The organism is Micromonospora sp. NBRC 110038 (assembly GCF_020884815.1).
Lineage (GTDB): Bacteria > Actinomycetota > Actinomycetes > Mycobacteriales > Micromonosporaceae > Micromonospora > Micromonospora haikouensis.
This window is the reverse complement of the sequence record NZ_BBOL01000001.1, coordinates 208,547-232,864: the sequence shown is the minus strand read 5'-3', so window position 1 is coordinate 232,864 and position 24,318 is coordinate 208,547. Positions and strand designations below refer to the sequence as shown.

Genomic DNA, 24,318 nt, shown 5'->3' with positions numbered 1-24,318 from the left:
GCGGTGGCGAAATCTGTGGGGAACAACACTCCGGGCAAGCCTACGCCGGAGCCCGGCCCGGTCGCTGACTGCGACCCGACCGTTCGCCGACTTGTCACTGTCGTGGGATACGGACTCCGGCGGCGTATCGTTCGCGCCGATGGCCGACAACATTGCCCGGGTGTTCGCCGCAGCGATCGCACCCGACCCCGCGCAACCCCTGCTGACCTGGTATGACGACGCCACCGGCGAGCGCACCGAACTGTCCGGCGCGACGCTGGCGAACTGGGTGGCCAAGACCGCCAACCTGCTGACCGACGAGGTGGCCGCCGGCCCGGGCGAGTCGGCCGGGGCGCTGCTCCCGCCGCACTGGCAGACCGCCGCCGTGCTGCTGGGCTGCTGGTCGGCCGGGCTGGTGGTGGCCGACGCGCCGGGCCCGGTGGAGGTGCTCTTCGCCGCCGCCGACCGGGTCGGTGAGGCCGACGCCTGGCCGGCCGCCGAACGGTACGCGCTGGCGCTCGCCCCGTTCGCCCTGCCGCTGCGCGAGGTGCCCGCCGGCTTCGCCGACTACGTGGTCGCCGTGCGCGCGCACGGCGACCACTTCACCCCGTACGCCGCCGGTGGGCCGGCCGACGCGGAGCTGCTGAGCCGGGCGGCGGCCCGGGCGGCGGAGCTGGGGCTGGCCCGGGGCGACCGGGTCCTGCTGGACGTGACCGCCCACCCGGACCCGGTCGACTGGCTGCTCGCCCCGCTGGTGGCCGGCGCGTCGACGGTGCTGTGCGCCAACGCGGACCCGGCCCGGCTGCCCGCCCGCGCCGAGACGGAACGGGTCACCCGCACCCTGACCTGACGGGCACCCGACGTCAGGAGCGGGCCGGCGCCTCCGGGGCGGGCCGGCGCTGGGCGAACGCGGCGAACGCCGTCAGCGACTCCGGGTTGGCCAGGGCGCCCTTGGCCGCCGCGTCGTCCACCGGCGTGCCGGTGAGGATCTTCTTCACCGGCACCTCCAGCTTCTTCGCGCTCAGGGTGCGCGGGACGGCCCGGACCTGGTGGATCTCGTCGGGGACGTGCCGGGGCGACAGGGCGGTGCGCAGCTCGCGGCAGATCTTCTTCCGCAGCGCGTCGTCGAGTTCGAGCCCGTCGGCGAGCACCACGAACAGCAGCAGCTCCCCCGCGCCGCCCTCGTCGTCCTCCAGGTGCACCACCACCGAGTCGACGACCTCGTCGAGGCCCTCGACGACGGAGTAGAACTCGGCGGTGCCGAGCCGCACGCCGCCCCGGTTGAGGGTGGCGTCGGACCGGCCGGTGATCACGCAGCCGCCCCGCTCGTTGATCGTGATCCAGTCGCCGTGCCGCCACACGCCCGGGTAGAGCTCGAAGTACGCCTCCCGGTAGCGGGACCCGTCGGTGTCGTTCCAGAAGCCGACCGGCATGCTCGGCATCGGTGCGGTGATCACCAGCTCGCCCAGCTCGCCGAGGACCGGCGTGCCGTCGGCCGAGCGCGCCTCCACCCGCGCGCCGAGCGCCCGGCAGGTGATCTCCCCGGCGTGCACGGGCAGCAGCGGCACCCCGCCGACGAAGCCGGTGCACACGTCCGTGCCGCCGGAGAGCGACTGGAGCTGGAGGTCGGTGCCGACCGCCTCGTAGACCCAGGTGAAGCCCTCGGCGGGCAGCGGCGCGCCGGTCGAGCCGACGCCGCGCAGCGCGGACAGGTCGGCGACCTCGCGCGGCACCAGGCCGGCCTTGCGGCAGGCCAGCAGGAACGGCGCGGAGGTGCCGAAGTAGGTGGTGCCGGTCTCGGCGGCCAGCCGCCACAGCCCGCCCAGGTCGGGGTGACCCGGGTTGCCGTCGAACAGCACGATCGCCGCGCCGACGGCCGGCGCGGAGACCAGGAAGTTCCACATCATCCAGCCGGTGGTGGTGAACCAGAAGAATCGGTCGCCCGGGCCCAGGTCGTGGTGCAGGGCGAGCATCTTCAGGTGCTCCAGCAGGATCCCGCCGTGGCCGTGCACGATCGGCTTGGGCAGCCCGGTGGTGCCGGAGGAGTAGAGCACGTACAGCGGGTGGTCGAACGGCACGCCGGCGAAGGTCAACGGCTCGTCGGTCGGCGCGGCCAGCTCCGCCCACGGCAGCGCGCCGTCGGGGGCCGGGCCGTCCGGGTCGAGGTACGCGACGGCGACGGTGTGCCGAAGCGACGGCAGGGCGGCCCGGATGGCGGCCACCTCGCCGCGCCGGTCGACGGGCTTGTCGCCGTACCGGTAGCCGTCGACGGCGACGAGGACCTTCGGCTCGATCTGCCGCCACCGGTCGGTGACGCTGCGGGTGCCGAACTCCGGCGCGCAGGACGAGAAGATCGCGCCGAGGCTGGCGGTGGCCAGCAGCAGCACGTACGTCTCGGGGATGTTGGGCGCGTACGCGGCGACCCGGTCGCCGGGGCCGACGCCGAGGCGACGCAGCCCGGCCGCCACCCGGCGGACCTGCTCGCGCAGCCCGGCGGCCGTCAGGGTCTGCGGCGCGCGGGTCTGCCCGTGCGCGATCACCACCGGGTCGTCGTCGCCGAGACCCGGCATGCGCAGCACGTTCTCGGCGTAGTTGAGCGTGGCCCCGGGGAACCAGCGGGCGCCCGGCATCGCCGGGTCGGCCAGGGTGGCCGTCGGCTCGGTGTGCGCGACGACGCCGAAGTGGTCCCAGACGGACCGCCAGAACCCGTCGAGGTCGGTGACCGACCACTCCCACAGCGCGGCGTAGTCGGCGAACTCCAGCCCCCGGTGCTCCGCCAGCCAACGCAGGTAGGCACCGATCCGGGACCGCTCGCGCACGTCCGCCGGCGGTGTCCACAGCACGTCACCCACAGCTCCACCCTCCTCCAGGCCCCGAACCGCCCCGTTACATGGGCCGTGATGCCATCTTGCCCTATGTCGCAGCGCCATTGTCCGCCCCGGTACCCACCACCGGGGCGTGCCCGCCCCACACCCCCGCCGCCCGCGCTGTGTGGGCGGCGCCAGGAGGGGCGGATCAGCCCTCGCGGTGGGCCTGGATGGCGCGGCGGCGGGCCAGGCGGTGGGCGCGCCGGATCTCCGCCTCCCGGTAGCGGCGCTCGTCCTCCGGGGTCTCCGGCAGCACCGGCCGGACCGGGCGGGGCAGGCCGCCCACGTCCACCCCCACGAAGACCAGGTACGCCGTGGCGACCGGGACCGGCTCGTCCTCGGCCGAGTCCCAGCGCTCGGCGACCACCCGCACGCCCACCTCCATCGAGGTCTGCCCGGTCCAGTTCACCTGGGCGTGCGCGTGCACCAGGTCGCCCACCCGGACGGCCTCGGAGAACACGATCTCGTCGATCGCGGCCGTCACCGCCGTGCCGCCGCTGTGCCGGGCCGCCGCCGCGCCCGCCACGTCGTCGACGAACTTCATCAACACCCCTCCGTGCACGGTCCCGTACAGATTGACATCGACCGCGGTCATGATGCGACTGAGCGTGACGCGGGAGTACGACGTGGGTTTGCCCTGCGGGGACGCAGCGGGATGCGGCGCGGTGGAGAGGTGATCTGTCATGCCGGAAACGGTACGGTGCGCCAATGCGACATCTCTGGAGCTTCCTCGCCGGGCTGGTGGTGGCGCCCGTCACCTGGGTGCTGCTCGCGCTCGGGCAGGACGGGTCGACCCGCACGATCACCCGGTGGGTGGAGATCGGCACGTTCAACACGGCCAACCTGATCGAGCCGGGCGTCTACCTGGCCGTCGCCGGCGTCCTGCTCGGCCTGCTCGGCACCCTGCGTGTCTCGCCGCTCGGCCCGCTGGTCGCCGGGCTGCTGCTGATCGCCCCGTACGTCGGGATGTTCGTCGCGCCGTTCGAGGTGCGCGACCGCGTCCCCGAGGGCTGGAAGGCGCTGGGCGACCCGCTGCCGCTGTTCCTGCCCGTGCAGAACGGCACGCTCTTCCTGGTCGGCGCGCTGCTGCTGATGGCCACGTTCAGCCGGCAGCGGTGGCGGCGCTGGCCCCGGCCGGCGGCCGGTCCCGTGCCGGCGCAGCGGCCGGAGGACGCCGCGACCAACACGTTCACGCTCACCGACTGGCCGTCGGGCGGCAGCGCGGCGGAGCGGGACACCGCGCCGCTCACCCTGGGCTACCCGGACCAGCCGCCGCCGGAGCCGTTGCCCCGCCGCACGGCCGGGGAGTCCCCCTGGTCGGCCCCGCCGCGCCGCCCGGAGGACACCACCACCGAGCTGCGCTGACGAGACCGCCGTCGGGCACGGGGCGCGGACGGGGCCTCCCCGGCCACCGCACCCGTGCCCGGCGAACCGGGCGGCCCGTGCCGCCGCCGACGGGTCAGCCGCGCAGCAGCTGGCGGGCCATCACGATGCGCTGGACCTGGTTGGTGCCCTCGTAGATCTGGGTGATCTTGGCGTCCCGCATCATCCGCTCGACCGGGTAGTCGCGGGTGTAGCCGTACCCACCGAGAAGTTGCACGGCGTCGGTGGTGATCTCCATGGCGGCGTCGGAGGCGAAGCACTTGGCCGCCGCGCCGAAGTAGGTCAGGTCGGCGTCGCCCCGCTCGGACCTGCCGGCGGCGGCGTACGTCAACTGGCGGGCCGCCTCCAGCTTCATGCCCATGTCGGCGAGCATGAACTGGACGCCCTGGAACTCGGCGACCGCCCTGCCGAACTGCTTGCGCTCCTGCACGTACCCCTTGGCGTAGTCGAGCGCGCCCTGCGCGATGCCGACGGCCTGCGCGGCGATGGTGACCCGGGTGTGGTCCAGGGTCTTCATGGCGGTGGCGAAGCCGGTGCCCTCCGCGCCGATCATGCGGTCGGCGGGGATGCGGACGTTGTCGAGGTAGACCTCGCGGGTCGGCGAGCCCTTGATGCCGAGCTTCTTCTCGGGGGCGCCGAAGCTGACGCCCTGGTCGGACTTCTCGACCACGAACGCCGAAATGCCCTTCGATCGGGCTGTGGGATCCGTCACGGCGAAGACGGTGTAGAAATCCGACACTCCGGCGTTGGTGATCCACCGCTTCACGCCGTTGAGCACCCAGTGGTCGCCGTCGCGGACCGCCCTGGTGGTCATCGACGCGGCGTCGCTGCCGGCCTCCGGCTCGGACAGGCAGTAGGAGAACATCGCCTCCCCGGCCGCCACCGGGGTCAGGTAGGCGCGCTTGAGCTCGTCGGAGCCGGCCAGGATCAGCGGCATGGTGCCCAGCTTGTTGACCGCCGGGATCAGCGAGGACGAGGCGCAGGCCCGGGCGACCTCCTCGATCACGATGGCCGTGGCCAGGGCGTCCGCACCGGCGCCGCCGTACTCGACGGGGATGTGCGGGGCGTGGAAGTCGGCCGAGCGCAGCGCGTCGTAGGACGCCTTCGGGAACTCGCCCGTCTCGTCCGCCTCGGCGGCGTGCGGCGCCACCTTCGCCGCACAGACCTCACGCACCGCCTCGCGGACCGCCTCGTGTTCCTCGGGCAACCGGTAGACGTCGAACGACTGCTCTGCGGCCATGTCGGCCCCTCCCCTTCACGGCTATCATGCCCAGTCTGTAGCGTCTCGGAACCGCCGACCGCGCAGACTGAAGGATAGCGACCAGCGCTCGGTTGATCCTTACCGCCGCGTAGGCTCGGGCCTGACCGAGGCGTCGACGCGACACGGCGCGCGGAGGTCGACGCGGCACGGCGAGCAGAAAACGACACAATTCCCCTTCGGTGCCGGCCAGGCGCCGCAGCCGAATGCGACGCGAGGAAGCGCCGCCAGCGCGAGCGGAGAAGACAGGCGTGACGATCCCGTACCCGAACACCCAACCGATGCCGGCCATCGCCGCGGTCACGCCGCCGTCGGGCGCGGCCCGGCCCCGGGTCACCTTCCTCGGCACCGGGTACCTCGGTGCGACGTACGCCATCTGTTACGCCGAGCTGGGCTACGAGGTGCTCGGCTTCGACGTCGACGCCGACAAGATCGCCAAGCTGAACGCGGGCGAGGTGCCGATCCACGAGCCCGGCCTCGACGAGCTGCTGCGGCGCAACCTGGCCGCCGGCCGGCTGCGGTTCAGCACCGACATCGCCGAGACGGCCGACTTCGGCGACGTGCACTTCATCTGCGTGGGCACCCCGCAGCGGGCCGACGGGATGGGCGCCGACCTGTCGTACGTCGAGGCGTCCGTCACCGGCCTCGCCCAGCACCTGACGCGCAAGGCGCTGATCGTCGGCAAGTCCACCGTGCCGGTGGGCACCGCCGAGTGGGTGGAGCAGCTCGTCGGCAAGCACACCCCGGCCGACCTCGGCGTCGAGGTGGCGTGGAGCCCCGAGTTCCTCCAGGAGGGCTTCGCCGTCGACGACGTGCTGCGCCCCAACCGGATCGTGGTCGGCGTCAAGAGCGACTGGGCCAACGGCATGCTCTACGCCGCCCACAAGGGTGTCTTCGACCTGGCCGCCACCGAGGACCGGGAGGTCCCGCTGGTGGTCACCGACTTCGCCACCGCCGAGCTGGTCAAGGTCGCCGCGAACGCCTTCCTGGCCACCAAGATCTCCTTCATCAACGCGATGGCCGAGGTGTGCGAGGTCGCCGGCGGCGACGTCACCCAGCTCGCCAAGGCCATCGGGTACGACCCCCGCATCGGCAACCGCTTCCTCCAGGCCGGCCTCGGGTTCGGCGGCGCCTGCCTGCCCAAGGACATCCGCGCGTTCCAGGCCCGCGCCCAGGAGCTGGGGGCCGGCGAGGCGCTGCGCTTCCTGCACGAGGTCGACCTGATCAACCTGCGCCGCCGGACCCGGGTGATCGCGCTGGCCGCCGAGCTGCTCGGCCGCCGCGCCGGGCCCGCCGGCCCGGACCTGTCCGGCACCCGGATCGCCGTGCTCGGCGCCACGTTCAAACCCAACACCGACGACGTACGCGACGCACCGGCGCTCGCCGTCGCCGGGCTGCTCGGCAAGGCCGGGGCGGACGTGCACGTGTTCGACCCGCAGGGCGCGGAGAACGCCCGCCGGGTGGCCCCCGAGCTGACGTACGAGTCCACGATGGCCGACGCGGTGACCGGGGCGGACCTGGTCTGCGTGCTCACCGAGTGGGCCGACTTCCGCAACGCCGACCCGGTGGCCCTCGGCGAGCTGGTCGCCGGCCGCCGCGTGGTCGACGGCCGCAACTGCCTCGACGCGACACTGTGGAGCCAGGCCGGCTGGGAGTACCGGGGCATGGGCCGCCCCTGACCCCCGACCGACACCGGTGACGGCCGGCCCCGGACCTCGTCCGGGGCCGGCCGTCGCACGTCGGGGCCCCGGGCCCGTCGCTCCGATCCCCCGGTCGGCCGCTCCGGTCAACCCGGCGGCGGCCCCGGTCGACCCCGGCGGGCTCCCCGGTCACCCATTCGTCACCGCCGAACCGCCGACAGGTGTCGAAATCCGCGCCGGCTCAGGGCATGCTGCGACAGTGGTAGTCCACAGTGCGGGCCGGCCGGGTGGAGGGGTGTCGTGCAGACCTTTCAGTGCTCCTCGTGCAGTCGGGAGATCAAGCCGGCCGCGCAGTGCCCGCACTGCGGCGCGCACCAGCCCCAGTGGGCCGGGCACCTCGCGGAGGTCGAGCGCTCGATCGCGGAGATGAAGGCCCGCGAGGCCGCCATCGCCGCCGAGCAGCGGCAGATCGCCGCGAAGATGCAGGCCGCCCTCTTCCAGCGGGACATCCTGACGCACGCCGGCGAGGAACGCCTCAAGCAGGCCGCCCGCCCCCGGCGGGTGCTGCGCCGCCGCCCCGGCCGCCGCCCGCCGACCGCGACGACGGGAGCCCCGCCCCGGGTGCCCCGCCAGGGCGCCGCCGCGCCCCCGCCGAAGGACCCGCCGCCCCCGCCGCCGTCGACCGCCCGCTGGCTGGACGCCGACGACCCCGAGAATCCGCCGGAGGCGTCGTCCCGCGAGGTGCAGAACATCCCCCTCGGGCTGGGCGCGCTGCTGCTCGCCGTGGCCGCGGTGGTCTTCGCCGTGGTGGCCACCAGCTCGATGGACGCCCTGTCCCGGCTGGGCGTCCTGCTCGTCGCCACGGTGCTGCTGCTGCTCGCCCCGCCGGTGCTGGCCCGGCGGGGGCTCACCTCGACCGCCGAGACGATCTCCGCCGTCGGCCTGCTGCTGGTGCCCCTCGCCGGGTACGCGCTGTGGGCGGTGGACCTCATCGGCGGCGGGGGCGCGTCCGGTGCCGTCTTCGCCGGGGTGATCTTCCTGGTCACCGCTGCCGTCGGGTTCGGCTACGCCCTCTTCACGGGGCTGCGCGCGCCCCGCTTCGCCACGGTGCTGGCCGCGCAGCCGGTGCTGCCGCTGCTGGCGTACGACCGGGTGTCCGGGCCGGCCGGCTGGGCCCTGGTGCTGACCGTGGTCGCCGTGGTCGACCTCTGGCTGGCCCGGTCCCCGGTGACGGTGGAGCGGCCGGTGCGTCAGGACCTGCCGGGCGGCCGGATGGCCCCGCCCGCCCCGCCGCCCCGGCGGCCCAGCGAGGACGACCGGCCCGCCGGAGCCGACCCGTCCGCCGAGGACGCCGTGCAGGACCGGCCCACCCGGGGCGGCCGGCCCGGCGGGGAGCGGCGGCCGGAGGGCGACCCGGAGGAGGCCGGCGAGGTGCTCGACGCCTCCGGCGGGGTGCCGGCCGGCGAGCCGCCCACCCGCCCGGTGCCGGCCCTGCGCGAGCTGACCTGGCTGCTGCACGGCGTCGCGGTGGTGCTGGCCCTGGCGTACGCGGTGACCGCGCTGCTGCGCGCCGCCTCGGTGCCGACGGCGGCCGGGGCGGGCGCGGTGCTGCTGCTGGCCGCCCTGGTGGGGTTGGGCGGCGCGCTGGTGCTGCGCCGGCCGCCCCTGCCGGACGTGGCCGCCGGCGTGCTCACCCTCGCGGTGGTCGGCGCGCTGGGCCGGGTCGCGGCGGTGGCCTTCCCCGGGCGGGCCCTGCTGCTCGTCGCCGCCGTCATCACGGTCACCGGCCTGGCGGTGCGGGCCCTGCCGGAGGCCGCCCGGCGCGGCCCGCAGCTCGCCTCGGCGGCGGCGCTCACGGTCAGCGGCCTGGTGGTGGCCGTCGGCGCGCTGCGCGCCGGGCTGGCCCCGGCCCTCGCGGCCGCCCCGGCCTGGGCGGCCGACCTCGACCGCTACTCCGCCGAGCTGGCCGCCTCCGTCGGCCCGGCGGCCTGGCAGCTCGCCGCCAGCGCCTTCCTGCTCACCGTCGCCGCCGTGCTGGCGCTGCCCCCGCAGATCCGCCGCGAGTTCGCGGTGGCCGGGGCGGCGCTGACCGCGCTGGCCGTCCCCGCGTCGTTCGGCCTGGGCTGGGCGGCGGCGCCGTGGCCGATGGTGGTCGCCGCGGTCGGCATCGGCGCGGTCGGGCTCACCGCCACGACGACCCGGTCCGCCACCGTGCACGCGGTCGCCGCCACCGTCGTCGGCCTGCTCGGCGCGGGCGCCGGGCTGGCCCGGCCGGCGCTGACCGCCGCCGTGCTGCTCGCCCTCTTCGTGGGCGGCGCGCTGGTCGCGGTGGTGCCCCGGGTCCGGATGACCGCCGCAGCCGCCGCGGACACCGTCGCCAACTGGGCCGCGGGCGGGGCGGCGTTCGCGCTGCCGGGGGCGGTGGCGGCGTTCGTCGCCGCGACCGTGCCGACCGACCCGACGCCGACCCCGGCGAGCCTGCGCGTGGTCACCGTGCCGGTGCTGGCGGCGAGCTTCCTCGCGGTCTGCGTCACCCTCGGCTACGCGGCCCTCGTGCAGGTCTCCGAGCGGCGCATCCCCATGCCGCTGGCGTTGGGCACCGGGCTCGGGGCGCTGGTGGTGACGGCCGCCGCGTTCACCGCGCCGGGGGCCACCGCCGCCGACGCCTGGGTGGGCGCGCTGCTGTTCGTGGCCGGACTGCTGGTCTTCCTCGCCCCGTCGATCGACGCGGGGCGGCGTGCCGACCTGACGCTCGACGGCTCCGACCTGGCCACGGCGGCGGTCACCGCGGCGCTGGTCGCGACGCTGGTCCGGGTCGCGGCGGTGCTCACCCCGGGCGGGCAGCTCGTGGTGGCCGCCGCGCTGGTGGCGGCGGTCGCGGCGGTGGCACGGGCGATGCCGGAGGAGTGGCGGCGCGGGCCGATCCTCGGCCTGGCCGTCGGCGGCGCCCTGATCGGGCTGCTCGCGGGCTGGAGCGCGCTGCGCGGCGGCTGGGGCGTGCTGGCCACCCCCGGCCCGATCTGGGCGGGCGACCTGTCCGGCTGGCCGGCCGCGCCGACCGGCGGGTCCACCTGGCAGGCGCCGGTCGCCCTGGCCCTGCTCGGCGTCGCCGCCGGGGTGCTGCTGCCGCATCCGTGGAGGCACGACGTCTCGGGTGCCGCCGCCGTCCTCGCCGCCGTCCTCGCCACCATCAGCCTCCCGGCCGCCTTCGACCTGCCCTGGTGGTCCCCGGTGGTGGTCGGACTGGCGGTCGCCACCGCCTTCGGGACGGCCGCCGCCGCGTCGCTCGATCCGCGCGCCGGGCTGTCCCGGGCGACCGTGGCCGGGGCGGTCGCCCTACACGCGGCCGGCGCCGGGCTGGTCCGGCCGTGGACGACCGCGCTGGCGCTGGGCGGGATCGTGCTCGTCGGCGTGGTCGTGGCGGCCCTGTCCCGGGTGTTCGCCGCCCCGCTGGTGGACGACGTGGAAGCGGACGGGATGCCGCCGCACCTGGTGCAGATCGGCGGGATCGCGGCCGGGGCCGCGCTGCTCGCGCTCCCCGGCGCGGTGGCCGCCCTGGCCGCCGACTTCGGCCGGTCGCCCGAGGTGGTGCTGACGGCCGCGTTGGCCGCGTCGAGCCTGGGCCTGGCCGCGGTCGCCGCGGTCCGCCGGCAGGTTCCGCAGTATCTTCCGTACGCCAGCGCGGCCGTCGTCGGCGGCGCGACCGTCAGTGCCGCCGCCGCCATCGTGGCCGGGCTGCCCTCCGGCGTGTACGCGGCGGCCGCCGCGCTGCTCGGGGTGCTCGCCGAGCTGGTCCGCGCGTCGACCGTGCCGCCGGCCGGCTCGGCGCAACGGGTCCGGCGCTGGACGGTGCTGCTCGACGGTGCGCTGCGCCGGGCCCCCGACGACGAACCGATGGCGGTGCGCTGGCGGGTCAGCCCGGCGGCGGGGGCGCTGGCCGCCGCGGCGCTGCCCGTCGCGCTGGCCGTGTTCTCGCTCGCGCCCGCGCTGGAGGTGGCGCTGGTCGAGCCGTACCGGGCGCTGAAGCGGGTGTGGCAGGGGCCGCCGCCGGAACTGCTCGCCCCGCCCGCCGACGCGGTCGACCCGACGCACGTGCTGACCGCGCTGCTGCTCACGCTGACCGCGGCGCTGGCCGCCGTCGGGCTCAGCGGCGGGCGACGGTCCCGGGCGGTGCCGGTGGTGCTGCCCGGGGCGGCGGTGACCCTGCTGATCACGCCGACCGCCCTGGGTCACGGCTGGCCGGTGAGCGTGCTGGCCGCCCTGTCGGTGTTCACGATCTCGATGCTGGGGCTGGCGCTCAGCCCGCCCCCGCCGATCGCGGAGCGGGCGCGGTCGCTGCGTACCGCCCGGGTGCTGGTCTTCGTGATCGGCCTGGCCGGGGGCGGGGCCGGGCTGCTGGGCAGCCTGGCCACCCGGGAGTTGACCCTGTTCACGCTGGGCGGGGCGGTCGGCGTGGGCGTCGTCGCCGCCCTGTACGGCACCACGCAGCGGGCCCGCATCCTCGGCTGGCTGTTCGCCTCGCTGACGGCGCAGTTGTTCGTGCTGGTCGTCGGCCTGGTGGCGGGCCTGGCCGCGGTCTGGTCCGCGTTCGGGGTGCTGGCCGTCGGGGCGGCCCTGCAGGTGTTCGCCGCGACCCTGCCCCGGCTGCGCCGGCCGGAGGCCCGGCGCGAGGCGGCCACGGTGGAGTGGAGCGGGTTCGCCGCCGCGCTGATCGCCCTGGCGCTGGCCTTCGACTCGCCCCGGCACATCGCCGCGCTGCTGGCCGCCTGGGGCGCCGTGCTCGGAGTGGCGGCGGCCCGGCCAGGGCGGCAGCCGGTGGAGCGACGGATCCTGTTCTGGGCGGTGGTCTTCTGCGAGATCGTCGCCTGGTGGATCCTGATGCGGGTCGCCGACGTGGCCCTGCCGGAGGCCTACACCCTGCCGTTCGCGGCGCTGGCCCTGCTGGTGGGGGTGCTGGAGCTGCGGCAGCGGCCGGACCTGTCGAGCTGGGTGGCGTACGGCCCGGCGCTGGTGGCCGCGTTCGTGCCGACCCTGGCGATCGTGCTGGCCACCGACTCCAGCATGCTGCGGCAGGTGCTGCTGCTGCTCGGCGCGGTGGCGGTGCTGATCTTCGGCACCACCAGCCAGCAGCAGGCCCCGGTGATCGTCGGCGCGACGGTCACCGCGATCGCGGCGGTGCACGCGCTGTTCAGCCTGGGCCCCTGGCTGGTGCTGATCCCGGTGGGGCTGGTGCTGCTGGTGCTCGGGGCGAGCAACGAGCGCCGCCGCCGCGCGCAGGACCGCCTCCAGACGGCCCTGCGCGGCATGAAATGACGATCAGGTCAGGTCAGGGTGGCGTGGAGGGCGGCTTCCTTGTCGGCGACGAGCTGCTCCAGGCTCGCCTGGTAGGCCACCATGCGCGCCCGCAGCTCCTCGTCGGCGGCGGCGAGGATGCGGACGGCGAGCAGCCCGGCGTTGCGGGCGTTGCCGATCGACACGGTGGCCACCGGCACGCCGGCCGGCATCTGCACGATGGACAGCAGCGAGTCCATCCCGTCGAGGTGCTTGAGCGGCACCGGCACGCCGATCACCGGCAGCGGGGTGACCGAGGCGACCATGCCGGGCAGGTGGGCGGCCCCGCCCGCCCCGGCGATGATCACCTTGAGGCCCCGGTCGGCGGCGGTGCGACCGTACTCGATCATCTTGCCCGGGGTGCGGTGGGCGGAGACGACGCCCACCTCGTAGCCGACCCCGAACTCGGCGAGGGCCTCCCCGGCGGCCCTCATGGTCGGCCAGTCCGAGTCGCTGCCCATGATCAAACCGACGGTGGTCATGCCGGCGTCCCTTCCGTCAGCCAGTGGGCGGCCCGGGCGGCCCGCGCCCGCACGTCCGCCAGGTCGTCGCCGAGCACCGTGACGTGCCCGATCTTGCGGCCGGGTCGCACCTGCTTGCCGTACAGGTGGACCTTCGCGCCCGGCTCGGCGGCGAAGAGGTGGTGCAGCCGCTCGTCGATGGAGATGCCGCCCGGCTGCCCGCCGAGCACGTTCGCCATCACCACGACGGGGGCGGCGAGCGAGGTGTCGCCCATCGGGTAGTCGAGCACGGCCCGCAGGTGCTGCTCGAACTGCGACGTGCGGGCCCCCTCGATCGTCCAGTGGCCCGAGTTGTGTGGACGCATGGCCAGCTCGTTGACCACCAGCCCGGCCGGGGTCTCGAACAACTCCACGGCGAGCAGGCCGACCACGCCGAGCGCGGTGGCCAGGTCGATGGCGAGCTGCTGGGCGGCCACGGCCAGCTCCTCGGGCAGGCCCGGCGCGGGGGCGAGCACCTCGACGCAGATGCCGCCCACCTGCACGGTCTCCACCACCGGGTACGCGGCGACCTGCCCGAACGGCGAGCGGGCCACCTGCACGGCCAACTCCCGGCGCAGCGCGACCCGCTCCTCGACGATCAGCCAGGTGCCGCCGGCGAGCAGGGTGGTCGCCAGCTCGGCGGCCTGCGCGGCGTCGTCGACCAGCCAGACGCCCCGGCCGTCGTAGCCACCCCGGGCCGCCTTCAGCACCACCGGCCAGCCCTGCGCGTCGCCGAAGGCGACCAGGTCGGCCGGCTCGGCGACGGGCCGCCACGCCGGGTTGGGCGCGCCCAGCTCGCCGAGCCGCTCCCGCATGACCTGCTTGTCCTGGGCGTGCAGCAGGGCGTCGGCGGGCGGAAAGAGCTTCACGCCCTCGGCGGCGAGGGCACGGATGTGCTCCGTCGGCACGTGCTCGTGGTCGAAGGTGACCACGTCGCAGCCCTTCGCGAAGGTGCGCAGGGCGGCGAGGTCGGTGTGGTCGCCGTACTGGACGTCGGCGGCGACGAGGGCCGCCCCGTCGTCCGGGGCCTGCGCGAGCACGCGCAGCGACTGACCGAGGGCGATCGCGGCCTGGTGGGTCATCCGGGCCAGCTGGCCGCCCCCCACCATGCCGACAACTGGCAGACCGGTTCGGGTATCCATCTCGCGGGCCAGCCTAGCGGCGGCTCCGCCACCGGCGAGGATCGGGGCGAGGGGTGTGAGCGGGGTACCCCGCTATACCGAATGCGTTAACAGGGGGCCCTTCCTTACAGCTGGGCGAGGAGGTCGTCGACGGTCGTGACCGGGCGTTGGCAGACGAACCCCCGGCAGACGTACGCGGTGGGCCGCCCGTCGCGCATCGGCCGGTCGGCGAGCAGCGGCACGCCCGGCTGGTCGGGGCGGCCCGCGACCAGCACCGCGCCCGGCGGGGCGTGCCGGTACGCGGCGGCGACGAGCGGGTCGCCCGCCGGGTCGTCGGTCACCACGGCGATCTCGAACGGGCCGGACAGCAGCGCCTCGCCGGCCGCCGCCGCGTACCCGGTGAACCGGGCGTGCCGGGCGACGATCGGCGCGACGGTGGCGAGGGCCGCCTCGGCGGCCTCCCGGTAGCGGGCCTCCCCGCTCAGGGCCGCGTACGTGACCAGGGCGGCGGCGAGCGCGGACCGGCCGGACGGGGTGGCGTTGTCGGTCGGGTCGGCCGGCCGGGCCACGAGTTGCTCGGCGTCGTCGGCGGTGTCGTAGAACCCGCCGCCGGGGGCGGCGAACCGGGCCAGGGCGGTGTCCAGCAGGTTGCCGGCCAGCTCCAGCCAGCGCCCCTCGCCGGTGAGCTGGTGCATGGCGCAGAACGCCTCGGCCACGCAGCCGTAGTCCTCCAGCACCCCGGCCGGCTCGCCGACCACGCCGTCGCGGGAGACCCGGCGCAGCCGGCCGTCGACGAGGTGCACGCGGGCCAGGTGTTCGGCGGCGTCCCGCAGCGCGCCGTCGGCGACGATCGTGACGCCCTCCAGCAGGTTGGCGTCGGCCTCGTCGCCGCCCGCGCCGGTGCCGGTGCCGAGGGTCTCGACGAGGCGGACGAACTCGGCGAGCGCGGTGATCGCCAGCCCGTTCCAGGCGGCCACCACCTTGTCGTCGCGGGCCGGCTGGGGGCGGGTGTCGCGGGCCGCGAGGAGCCGCCCGACGACGTCGCGCCAGCGGCCCCGGATCGCCGGGTCGGCGTCGTCGACGTCCCGGGCCAGCCGCAACACGCTCGTGCCGTGTTCGAAGGTGCCGGATTCGGTGACCGCGAAGAGGTCTGCGGCCCAGTGGCCGTCATCCTCGCCGAGGACCTCGACGAGCTGGGCCGGGGTCCAGGCGTACGTGAGCCCCTCGACGCCCTCGGTGTCGGCGTCCAGCGCGGACGCGAAGCCCTCGCCGGGCCGGTGCAGCTCGTCGGCGAGGAACCGGGCGGTGTCGCGGGCGACGCGCCGGGCGAGCGGGTCGCCCGTGAGCCGCCACAGGTGGGTGTAGACGCGCAGCAGCAGCGCGTTGTCGTAGAGCATCTTCTCGAAGTGCGGCACCGTCCAGTGCCCGTCCACGGAGTAGCGGGCGAAGCCGCCGGCCAGCTGGTCGTGGATGCCGCCCCGGGCCATGGCCTCGGCGGTGTGCCGGGCGATCTCCAGGCTCTCGGCGGAGCCGGTGCGCTGGTGGTGACGCAGCAGGAAGAGCAGGTTCAGGTGCGGCGGGAACTTCGGGGCCCCGCCGAAGCCGCCGTTCTCCCGGTCGTACTCCCGGGCGAGCTGGGCGACGGCGGCGTCGAGCAGGTCGGCGGTGAGCGGGGCGGTCGGGCCGCCGACGGCCTGCGCCCCGCCGATCGCCTCGACCACGGCGGAGCCCTGTTGCAGCACGGCCTCGCGCTGCTCCCGCCAGGCGGTGCCGACCGACTCCAGCAGCCGGACGAAGTTGGGCTTCGGGAAGTAGGTGCCGCAGAAGAAGGGGGTGCCGTCCGGGGTGGCGAAGACCGTCATCGGCCAGCCGCCCTGCCCGGTCATCGCCTGGGTGGCGGTCATGTAGACGGCGTCGACGTCGGGGCGCTCCTCGCGGTCCACCTTGATCGCCACGAAGCCGTCGTTGAGCAGCTTGCCGACGGCCTCGTCCTCGAACGACTCGTGCGCCATCACGTGGCACCAGTGGCAGGCCGCGTAGCCGACGGAGACGAGCACCGGCACGTCGCGCCGCTTCGCCTCGGCGAACGCCTCGTCGCACCACGGCCACCAGTCCACCGGGTTGTCGGCGTGCTGGAGGAGGTACGGGCTGGTGGCGCTCGCGAGTCGGTTCACCCGTCGACCATATCCACCGGGCGGCGGTACCGCGCCGGCCGCCCGCAGGTCTTCCCCCATTCACGTTCATGTATTTATATCGGTGCATGCCCGGCGACGGTCGCCGGCCCGCCGAGGAGGCACGCATGCGCCGATCCCGTTCCCTGCCCGCGCTCACGTCGATCGCGGTGCTCGCGGCGCTCGTCGCCGCCGGCCCCGCCGAGGCCGCCGTCGACCCCGGTGCCCGGGTCTCGGCGACCACCGCCGTCGGCACGCACAACGCGTACGACAAGGGGACGTACGACTACCTGGCCCAGGCCCTCGACGCCCGGCCCGGGATGATCGAGCTGGACGTCTGGCCCGACATCGTCGCCAACCAGTGGCGGGTCAGCCACTCCAACCCGCTCGGCAACAACAACAACTGCGTCGCCGCCACCAGCGCCACCCAGCTCTACACCGGCACCCGCAACAAGAACCTCGAACACTGCCTCGACGACATCCGGCTCTGGCTCGCCGCCCACCCCGACGCCGGCCCGCTGCACCTCAAGCTGGAGCTGAAGACCGGCTTCAGCGCCCGCACCGGGCAGGGGCCGGCGCAGCTCGACGCGCTGCTCGCCGCCCGGCTCGGGTCAGCCGTGTTCCGCCCCGCCGACCTCCTGGGCGGGCACGCGAGCCTGGACGCCGCCGCCCGCGCCGACAACTGGCCCACCCGGCAGCAGCTCGCCGGCCGGGTCGTCGTGCACCTCATCCCCGGCACCGTCGAGGAGAGCAACCCCACCGACAAGCTGTGGACCGACATCGAGTACGCCCAGCACCTCGCCGCGCTCGCCGCCGCCGGCACCCTCGGCTCGGCGCAGGCGTTCCCGGCCGTGCACCGCGCCCAGGCCGGCGACCCCCGCACCCGGTACGCCGACACCGCCCTGCGCCCCTGGTTCGTGGTCTTCGACGGCGACGCGTCGGCGTACGTCACCGGCGGCATCGACACCGCCTGGTACGACACCAACCACTACCTGCTGGTGATGACCGACGCGCAGAACGTCCCCCCGGCGGTGGGGAACACCGATCCCGGGGCGGCGGCGGCCCGGGTGGCGCAACTGGCGCGGGCCCACGCGAGCATCGCCTCGGCCGACTGGGCGGCCCTGCCCAGCGTGGTCGACGACGTCCTCCCCCGCGGCTGACCCATCCGCGCCACAACGCTACCGAGGGCAGCCATTCGATCGCTCTGCGCGTAACGTGCGACGTGGTGCCTGTCGACAGTGGCGACGGGCACCACCCAGCCCTCTACCTGGAGCGGTCATGACCGAACAGTCGTTCGCCGCCCGCCTGCGGCAGCTCCGACACGAGCGTGGACTGTCGCTGCGCGGCCTGGCAAAGCTCACGTACCACGGGAAGTCCTACCTGCACGAGCTGGAAACCGGTGCGAAGGCACCCAGCCCGCAGGTGGCTCGCCGGCTCGACGACGCCCTGCGCGCCATGGGAGAACTCGTCGCGCTGGCCGGCACCCGCCCAGGCCTGCGCCGCCGCGAACTCGTCGCCGCCGGCCTGGCCGCAGCGCTGCCCCACTCGTTACTCACCCACGGTCGACGCATCGGCGCGGCCACCCCCGCTCGGCTCCTCGAACGCACCGCACGCCTGCGCCGCCTGGACAACCATCTCGGCGGTGCCGACACCTACCACCTGTACGCGGCCGAGGTCGATGCGACCGCGCGCCTTGTCCGCGAAGGGTCCTACCGCGACGACACCGGCCGCCAACTCCTTGCCGTCCTTGCCGAGCAGGCCCAACTCGCTGGCTGGTCCGCCTTCGACGCCGGCCGCCACGATGACGCCGAGCGGCTCTACCGGCTGAGCCTCTCCGCCGCGCATGACGCGGACGACGCGGCACTTGCGGGCAATGGGCTGGCGTTCCTGGCTTATCAGCAGCTCGCCCTCACCGGCCAGGCCACCGACACCGCCACCGCAGCCTGTGAAAGGGCGGGCACGACCGCCACGCCACGGGTACGGGCGCTGCTGCACCTACGTGCCGCCTGGGCCCATGCTCTCACTGGTGACGATGGGGCCACCCACCGCCATCTCGATCTCGGAACCGCCTGTCTCGCCGAGCACGATGGTCGCGCCGAACCCGACTGGGTGTACTGGGTCGACGCCACAGAGGGCGAGATCATGACTGGCCGCTGCTGGGCGGTGTTGCACCGGCCAGTCCGAGCAGTCCCCGTCCTTGAGCGGGCGATACTGCGCTTCGATGACACGTACGCCAGAGACAAGGCCCTCTACCTGTCCTGGTTGGCGGACGCCTACCTCGACGCCAACGAGGTCGAGCAGGCCTGCGCAACCGCCGCCCTGGCGGCCCGGCTCTCGGCCGACGTCGGCTCGCCCCGGCCTGGGCAGCGGCTGGAAGCCGTCCTCAACCGGTTGTCGCCGCACGCAGCACTGCCCTGCGTCATCGAACTCCGCGCTCTCGTCGCCGAGGCCGCTAAACGGCCACCGAGCGTGCCACCCACGCCAGGTAATCGGTAGAGCCACGCACGATCGGCACAGCGGTCACCTGAGGGTTGCTCCACGAATGCTCGTCGAGCAGATACCGCTCCAACTCCGGGTAGCGGGCGGCGGTGGTGAAGAACAGGATTTGCCACTCCTCGCCGATGCCCCGCTCGCCGTGGTGCCAGAACACGCTGGTCACCGGCCCCACGACCTGAGCGCCGGCGGCGAGCCGGCCGGCCACCGCGCCCTCGGCGAGAAGCACGCCACTATCGCGGCTGTCCGTCGCCGTGGCCACCTGGAGATAGTCAGTCATCAAGCTCACCATATCGGGCTCATTCGTCTGCGGACGGGGCGGACAAGCTGCGGACGCAAACCTCCTGGGCGTGTCCGGGCACCGATCCCAGGCTGAACAGGAAGGCGAGGCACGGCCGACCGAAGGAGCCCAGGTCACATGATCGACAACGCGCCGTCCGGTACGCCGGCCACGTGCCGGAGCCGGGCTCCACCGCCCGTCGGTAGACTTACCCGGCCCGTGAGCTGCCCGATTCCCGATCACCAGGAGAGCGCAACCATGCAGGTATCCCAGGCCCTGGACATCATGGAAGCCCTCTTTCGTGCCGCCGAGCACCCGGACATCACCGCCGTCGAGCGGTACGGCCGGGACGACCAGCCGGGCGGCCAGTCCCCGCCGGGCGTGAAGGTCGTCCACCGGTCCGGATCGACCGGGATGCTCTGGGCCGCCGTGCCGCCGCGGGACGCCGCGGCGGTGCCGCCGCCCGACGAGATGCCGCCGCCGAGGCTGCGCGCGGCACGGGTGCTCGTGTTCGCCCACCGGCTTCTCGACGCCGCACGGCCAGAGCAGTTCGCCGGCTGGGAGCTGTGCCGTCAGCCCGGCGTCGAAGTGCCGGTTGCCGCAGCTCTCCGGATCACCGCCCACGACAAATCGGTGATCTACCTTCGTGGCACGTCCGCCAGCGGAGCGGGTGCCGAGCCGGCACAGGACCCTCACCCGGACTATCTGATCCCCGAAAGAGTCCAGTCATGGCACCTCAGAGTCAGTGCTCCGTCTGCGGAGCCCGCGTCGGCGTAGCCGTCGGCAAGTCCTGCCCGTCCCACCAGGCGCAGGGCAGCCGAGGCACCTGCCCCGGCAGCGGCCGCTCCACGGTGTGAACATGGCGGCCTCGTGCTCGACGAGCACATGGCCGCTTCATAACCGGGTCAGGAGGCGCCGTCGGCGCGCAGCGGCACGACGTTCGCCTGGGACGTGTCCACCAGTGACCCGAGCACCGCGCTGATCTTGTCGGCCGGCATCGGCTTGAAGAAGTGGTAGCCCTGGGCGGCCGTGCAGCCCAGCTCGGCCAGGGCGAGCCGCTGCTCGGCGGTCTCCACGCCCTCGGCGACCACCCGCAGGCCCAGCTCGTGGGCGAGGCCGACGGTCGCCCGGACGATGGCCGCCGCCTCCGGCGAGTCCGCCATCCGGATCACGAACGACCGGTCGACCTTCAGCTCGTCCACGGCGATGCGGGTCACGAACGCCAGCGACGAGAAGCCGGTGCCGAAGTCGTCCACGGCGAGCTGCACGCCCATCGACCGCAGGGTGGCCAGCACCTCGTCGATGACCTCCAGCTCGCTCATCACCACCGTCTCGGTGATCTCCAGCACCAGCCGGTGCGGCGGCACCTGGTGGCGGCGCAGCGCCTCGCCGATCTCGGCGGGCAGCCGGGGGTCGAGCAGGCTGCGGGCCGACAGGTTCACCGAGATCGGCACGTCGAGGCCGGCGCGGGCCCACTCGGCGGCCACGGTGAGCGCCTTGTCCAGCACGTACCGGGTGAACGTGCCGAGCTGCTCGCTGTTCTCCACCGGGCGGATGAAGTCGCCGGGGCCGAGCCAGCCCCGGCGCGGGTGCCGCCAGCGGATCAGCGCCTCCACCCCGGTCGGCGCGCCGGTGGCGAGGTCCACCGCCGGCTGGAGCGCCAGCACCAGCTGGTCGTCGGCGGCGAGGGCCTCCCGCAGCTCCGCGAGCAGCGCAAGCTGGTCGGTGCTCGCGGCGTCCTTCGAGCTGTCGTACGCGGCGACGCTGCCGCCGCCCTCCTTCGCCTGGTACATCGCGATGTCGGCCCGGCGCAGCAGCTCCGTCAGGTCGGCGGTGCCGGCGTCGGCCACCACCACCCCCACGGACACCTCGACGGACATCCGCACCCCGGCCACCTCGGTCGGGGCGGCGAGCCGCTCGGCGATCTCCCGGGCCTGGCGCAGCGCGTACGCCATGGGTGCGGTCCGGGCACCGACCACCGGGACCGACGTCAGCAGCAGGGCGAACTCGTCGCCGCCGAGGCGGCCGAGCAGGTCCCCGGAGCGGGTCAGCGCGCCGAGCCGGTTGGCGGTCAGCCGCAGCAGCTGGTCGCCGGCGGCGTGCCCGAGGGTGTCGTTGACCTCTTTGAACTGGTCGATGTCGAGCAGCAGCAGGGCCACGGGGTGGTCGTGCGCGCGCTGCCGCAGCGCCTGGTCGCCCTTGCCGAGCATGGCGGCCCGGTTGAGCAGGCCGGTCAGCGGGTCGTGCACCGCCTCGTACGACGAACGGGCGGTGACGAGGCGCAGCTCGCGGTGGGTGGCGGCGTCGTGCAGGGCGGCGGCGAGGGCGTCGGAGTATGCGGCGGCGGCGTCCTGCTCGCGGGCGTCGGGCGGCGCCGAGCCGGGGAACCGGACGCGCAGCTCGCCGACCCGGCTGCTGCCGACGGTCAGCGGGCGGACCAGCTCGTGCGGGCCGGCGGCGGAGCCGGTGGGCGGGTCGATCTCCCGGTCGGTCACCCGACCGCCGCTGTCGCCCCGGTAGCGTCGCCACCGGCCGTCGCCCCGCGCCACGTCCACGTCGACCAGCTCGGCGCCGAAGAGGGTCAGCGCGCCGGTGACGGCCGCGGTGGCGACGCCCCGCTCGTCGAGCTGGTTGAGCGCGGCGGTGGCCTCGGCGAAGGCCCGCCAGGTGCGCCGCTCCTGGTCGGCCCGCAGCCGGTGCCGGTAGGTCTGCTGGAGCAGCCAGAACACGGGCGGGAACGCGAGCAGCCAGCGGGCGTCGAGCTCCAGCAGCGCCACGGCGGCCAGGCCGACGGCCACGTTCCCGACGAACATGAGCAGCTTGCCGCGCAGCGCGGCGAGCAGCGGCGGGCCCATCGGCACGCCGTGCCGCAGGGCGACGGCGACCCCGCCGAGCCAGGCGGTCGCGAGCAGGTACGTCACCGCGCCGGCCGCCAGCGCCAGCGCCAGCTCCGGGGTGGGGGTGGCCAGCAGGGGCGCGCCGAGGGCGCTGGTTACCGCGACGGCGAGGGCGGTGGCGGCGCTCAGCGAGGCGGCGATGCGGACGGTTTCCAGCGGCGGCTGGCGGTCGGCGGCCAGGGAGAGCAGCGCCCAGGCCAGCCCGGCGCCGACGAGCGTGGTGGCCGGGAGCCAGCCGGCGGGGACCAGGTGGAACCCGACGACGAGGGCCGCCTCGCCCCAGGTGGTGCTGACCATTCCGGAGGCGGTGCGGAAGCGCAGCCGGGCGAGCTGGGCGACCACGACGACGGCGACGCCGATGCCGAACCGGGCGGGTGCCGGGATCGGGTCGTCGGGCGGCAGGTGGGTGGGGAGGGTGAGGCCGATCGCGGCGGCCACGAGGGCGGTGAGCGCCACGGCGACGGTCAGGACGAGGACCCGGTGCGGGGTGCTCCGTTCCGTCGACCGGTCGGGATCGCCGACGGCGCGCCCCGGCGGGCCGGATTCGGTGTTGGCCCGCGCCAGCGGGCCGGGATCGGCGCTGGCCGGCTCCGGCAGGCCGAGCGGATCGTCGGCCCTGGCGGAGGTCACCGACCTCCCCCGTCCGCCGGTCGCCGCACCGCGCCGCGGGCAGCCGGTCGCACCGCACCGCGGCGGGCGGTCCCGCGCACCGCACCGCGGGCAGCCGGGCAGCGCACCGCAAGACGGGCGGCCCGTCGCACCGCACAGCGGGCAGCCGTCGCTGACCCGGTCATCGGTGCCCCCTCCCGCGCGCGGCCCGGGGACTTTTGGTCCCCCGGCGGAAGGCTAAGCCAAAGCCGGGAAGCGCAACAGGGGGCGACGGCCGGCTTCGGCGTGAATCACGCCCCGATCACCCGTTTCCGTGCTGCTGGGGGCCCTTCGGGGCGGTCGAGCGTGAGTCGTGCCCCAAGGTCCCGTCTGTCGGATCGACGACTGTAGCGTCGACCCGCCCCGCGTCGGTGGCCGCTGGCCCGCCCCCGACGGCGGCGTCCACCCGGCCCGCGTCGGCGGGCTCGCCGGGCGCGGGGAAGTGGTCGGGCAGGCGGCGCAGCCGGGAGTTCATGTTGCGGATGAGCAGCACGGTGGCGGTGCCCAGCAGCACGATGAGGAACAGGCCCATCGGGCCGGCCAGGCCACCCGTACGCGTGTCACCGAAGTTGTTCTGCGCGAGCACCTGGGCGGCGGTCAGCATGGTGTTCCTCCGGGTCGTGGCAGGACCCCAGGGTAGCCCGGCCCCGGATCGGCGGTCACGGCCGGCTCAGTGAGCCGCACGGGCCGCACGGCCAGCGCGGCTCCGGCCAGCGCGGCTCCGGCCGGCACGCCCAGCTCAGCAGGCATGGGCCGTCTCGCGGACCCCGGCGAAGAGGTCGGACTCGGGCAGCGGGCTGTCCACCACCGAGCGGGCGAGCTGGAAGTCCTCCGTGGGCCAGGCCTGCCGCTGGAGCTCCATCGGCACGTGGAACCAGAAGCCGTCCGGATCGATCTGGGTGGCGTGGGCGCGCAGCGCGTCGTCGCGGACCGGGAAGTAGTCGGCGCACTCGACGCGGGTGGTGATCCGGGGGCCCTTGTCGGGCCGGTCCTCCCAGCGCTTGAGCCACTCCTCGTAGGGCGACGCGAGGCCGGCGGCGAGCATGCCCTCGTGCAGCGCCAGGATCTTGCCCTTGGAGAAGCCCACGTCGTAGTAGAGCTTCAGCGGCTGCCAGGGGTCGCCGAGGTCGGGGTGACGCTCCGGGTCACCGGCGGCGTCGAACGCGGCCATGGTGATCTTGTGGGTCATGATGTGGTCGGGGTGCGGGTAGCCGCCCTCCTCGTCGTACGTGGTGATCACGTGCGGACGGAACTGCCGGATCAGCCGCACCAGCGGGCCCGCGGCCACCTCGACGTCCTGGAGGGCGAAGCAGCCCTCGGGCAGGGGCGGCAACGGGTCGCCCTCGGGCAGCCCCGAGTCGACGAAACCCAGCCAGGCCTGCTCGACGCCGAGGATGGCGCGGGCGGCGTCCATCTCGGCGCGGCGGATCTCGGCGATGTTGGCCCACACGTCCGGCCGGTCCATCTTGGGGTTGAGCACGCTGCCGCGCTCGCCACCGGTGCACGTCACGACCAGCACGTCGACTCCCTCGGCGACGTACTTCGCCATGGTCGCGGCACCCTTGCTCGACTCGTCGTCGGGATGCGCGTGGACGGCCATGAGACGCAGCTGCTCTGCCACTTGCGGCGCTCCTCGTCTGTGCCCACCGGCGCTGCCTGCCGGCGTCGCCCGCCGACCTGTCATCCTTACCTCAGCGAAGGTGACTGAGGACTCGTCCACGAGCCGGCGCCGGGCTGGAAAGATTGGACT

The 24,318-nt window shown here is 74.9% G+C and carries 17 protein-coding genes; 7 read left to right on the top strand and 10 right to left on the bottom strand.

Features of this window, described 5'->3' with window-relative positions; genetic code table 11:
* Positions 1-139 precede the first annotated feature (139 nt).
* The gene (locus tag LPU61_RS01020) at positions 140-829 is read left to right on the top strand and encodes a TIGR03089 family protein (RefSeq protein WP_043961978.1); all 690 of its coding nucleotides are present in this window, start codon (positions 140-142) and stop codon (positions 827-829) included.
* 13 nt (positions 830-842) lie between these two features.
* Here LPU61_RS01020 and LPU61_RS01015 read toward each other — a convergent pair whose 3' ends face one another.
* Positions 843-2,831, bottom strand: a complete 1,989-nt coding sequence (locus LPU61_RS01015; protein ID WP_229403786.1) for an acetoacetate--CoA ligase — start codon at positions 2,829-2,831, stop codon at positions 843-845.
* 163 nt (positions 2,832-2,994) lie between these two features.
* Entirely contained in the window at positions 2,995-3,531 is a 537-nt protein-coding gene (locus LPU61_RS01010) for an acyl-CoA thioesterase (protein WP_043961976.1), read from the bottom strand.
* A gap of 23 nt (positions 3,532-3,554) precedes the next feature.
* Between LPU61_RS01010 and LPU61_RS01005 the strand changes: the two genes are divergently transcribed.
* Positions 3,555-4,211 (top strand): hypothetical protein, encoded by a 657-nt coding sequence (locus LPU61_RS01005; RefSeq protein ID WP_077936231.1) that lies wholly within the window; start codon positions 3,555-3,557, stop codon positions 4,209-4,211.
* Between the two features lie 94 nt (positions 4,212-4,305).
* Here the strand turns inward: LPU61_RS01005 and LPU61_RS01000 are convergent, their stop codons facing one another.
* Complete coding sequence (locus LPU61_RS01000; RefSeq protein WP_043961974.1) at positions 4,306-5,469, bottom strand: acyl-CoA dehydrogenase family protein; 1,164 nt, start codon at positions 5,467-5,469, stop codon at positions 4,306-4,308.
* Positions 5,470-5,738: 269 nt separating this feature from the next.
* Between LPU61_RS01000 and LPU61_RS00995 the strand changes: the two genes are divergently transcribed.
* Complete coding sequence (locus LPU61_RS00995) at positions 5,739-7,166, top strand: UDP-glucose/GDP-mannose dehydrogenase family protein (protein ID WP_043961973.1); 1,428 nt, start codon at positions 5,739-5,741, stop codon at positions 7,164-7,166.
* Positions 7,167-7,427: 261 nt separating this feature from the next.
* On the top strand, positions 7,428-12,440 hold the full coding sequence (locus tag LPU61_RS00990) for an SCO7613 C-terminal domain-containing membrane protein (protein WP_229403785.1): 5,013 nt from the start codon (positions 7,428-7,430) through the stop codon (positions 12,438-12,440).
* Between the two features lie 8 nt (positions 12,441-12,448).
* Here the strand turns inward: LPU61_RS00990 and purE are convergent, their stop codons facing one another.
* From purE to LPU61_RS00975, 3 genes are all read right to left on the bottom strand, one after another.
* Positions 12,449-12,940, bottom strand: a complete 492-nt coding sequence (gene purE, locus LPU61_RS00985; protein ID WP_043961971.1) for a 5-(carboxyamino)imidazole ribonucleotide mutase — start codon at positions 12,938-12,940, stop codon at positions 12,449-12,451.
* Positions 12,937-14,100: a 5-(carboxyamino)imidazole ribonucleotide synthase gene (locus LPU61_RS00980; protein ID WP_229403784.1), complete on the bottom strand. Its 1,164-nt coding sequence runs from the start codon at positions 14,098-14,100 to the stop codon at positions 12,937-12,939. Before LPU61_RS00980 ends, purE begins: the two co-directional genes overlap by 4 nt.
* A 104-nt stretch (positions 14,101-14,204) precedes the next feature.
* Entirely contained in the window at positions 14,205-16,253 is a 2,049-nt protein-coding gene (locus LPU61_RS00975; protein ID WP_229403783.1) for a thioredoxin domain-containing protein, read from the bottom strand.
* A 125-nt stretch (positions 16,254-16,378) separates the two neighbouring features.
* Here LPU61_RS00975 and LPU61_RS00970 point away from each other — a divergent pair, with 125 nt between their 5' ends.
* Positions 16,379-17,410, top strand: a complete 1,032-nt coding sequence (locus LPU61_RS00970) for a phosphatidylinositol-specific phospholipase C domain-containing protein (RefSeq protein WP_229403782.1) — start codon at positions 16,379-16,381, stop codon at positions 17,408-17,410.
* A 118-nt stretch (positions 17,411-17,528) separates the two neighbouring features.
* The gene (locus tag LPU61_RS00965; protein WP_229403781.1) at positions 17,529-18,746 is read left to right on the top strand and encodes a helix-turn-helix domain-containing protein; all 1,218 of its coding nucleotides are present in this window, start codon (positions 17,529-17,531) and stop codon (positions 18,744-18,746) included.
* Here the strand turns inward: LPU61_RS00965 and cutA are convergent.
* On the bottom strand, positions 18,703-19,023 hold the full coding sequence (gene cutA, locus LPU61_RS00960) for a divalent-cation tolerance protein CutA (protein WP_043963983.1): 321 nt from the start codon (positions 19,021-19,023) through the stop codon (positions 18,703-18,705). The genes LPU61_RS00965 and cutA overlap by 44 nt on opposite strands.
* 258 nt (positions 19,024-19,281) lie before the next feature.
* Between cutA and LPU61_RS00955 the strand changes: the two genes are divergently transcribed.
* On the top strand, positions 19,282-19,800 hold the full coding sequence (locus LPU61_RS00955; protein ID WP_043961967.1) for a hypothetical protein: 519 nt from the start codon (positions 19,282-19,284) through the stop codon (positions 19,798-19,800).
* Between the two features lie 128 nt (positions 19,801-19,928).
* Here the strand turns inward: LPU61_RS00955 and LPU61_RS00950 are convergent, their stop codons facing one another.
* The 3 genes from LPU61_RS00950 to mca all read right to left on the bottom strand — a co-directional run bounded on the left by LPU61_RS00950 (position 19,929) and on the right by mca (position 24,189).
* Entirely contained in the window at positions 19,929-22,484 is a 2,556-nt protein-coding gene (locus LPU61_RS00950) for a putative bifunctional diguanylate cyclase/phosphodiesterase (RefSeq protein WP_374199611.1), read from the bottom strand.
* A gap of 346 nt (positions 22,485-22,830) precedes the next feature.
* Positions 22,831-23,172: a hypothetical protein gene (locus LPU61_RS00945; protein WP_043961966.1), complete on the bottom strand. Its 342-nt coding sequence runs from the start codon at positions 23,170-23,172 to the stop codon at positions 22,831-22,833.
* A gap of 135 nt (positions 23,173-23,307) precedes the next feature.
* The gene (mca, locus tag LPU61_RS00940) at positions 23,308-24,189 is read right to left on the bottom strand and encodes a mycothiol conjugate amidase Mca (RefSeq protein ID WP_043961965.1); all 882 of its coding nucleotides are present in this window, start codon (positions 24,187-24,189) and stop codon (positions 23,308-23,310) included.
* Positions 24,190-24,318 lie beyond the last annotated feature (129 nt).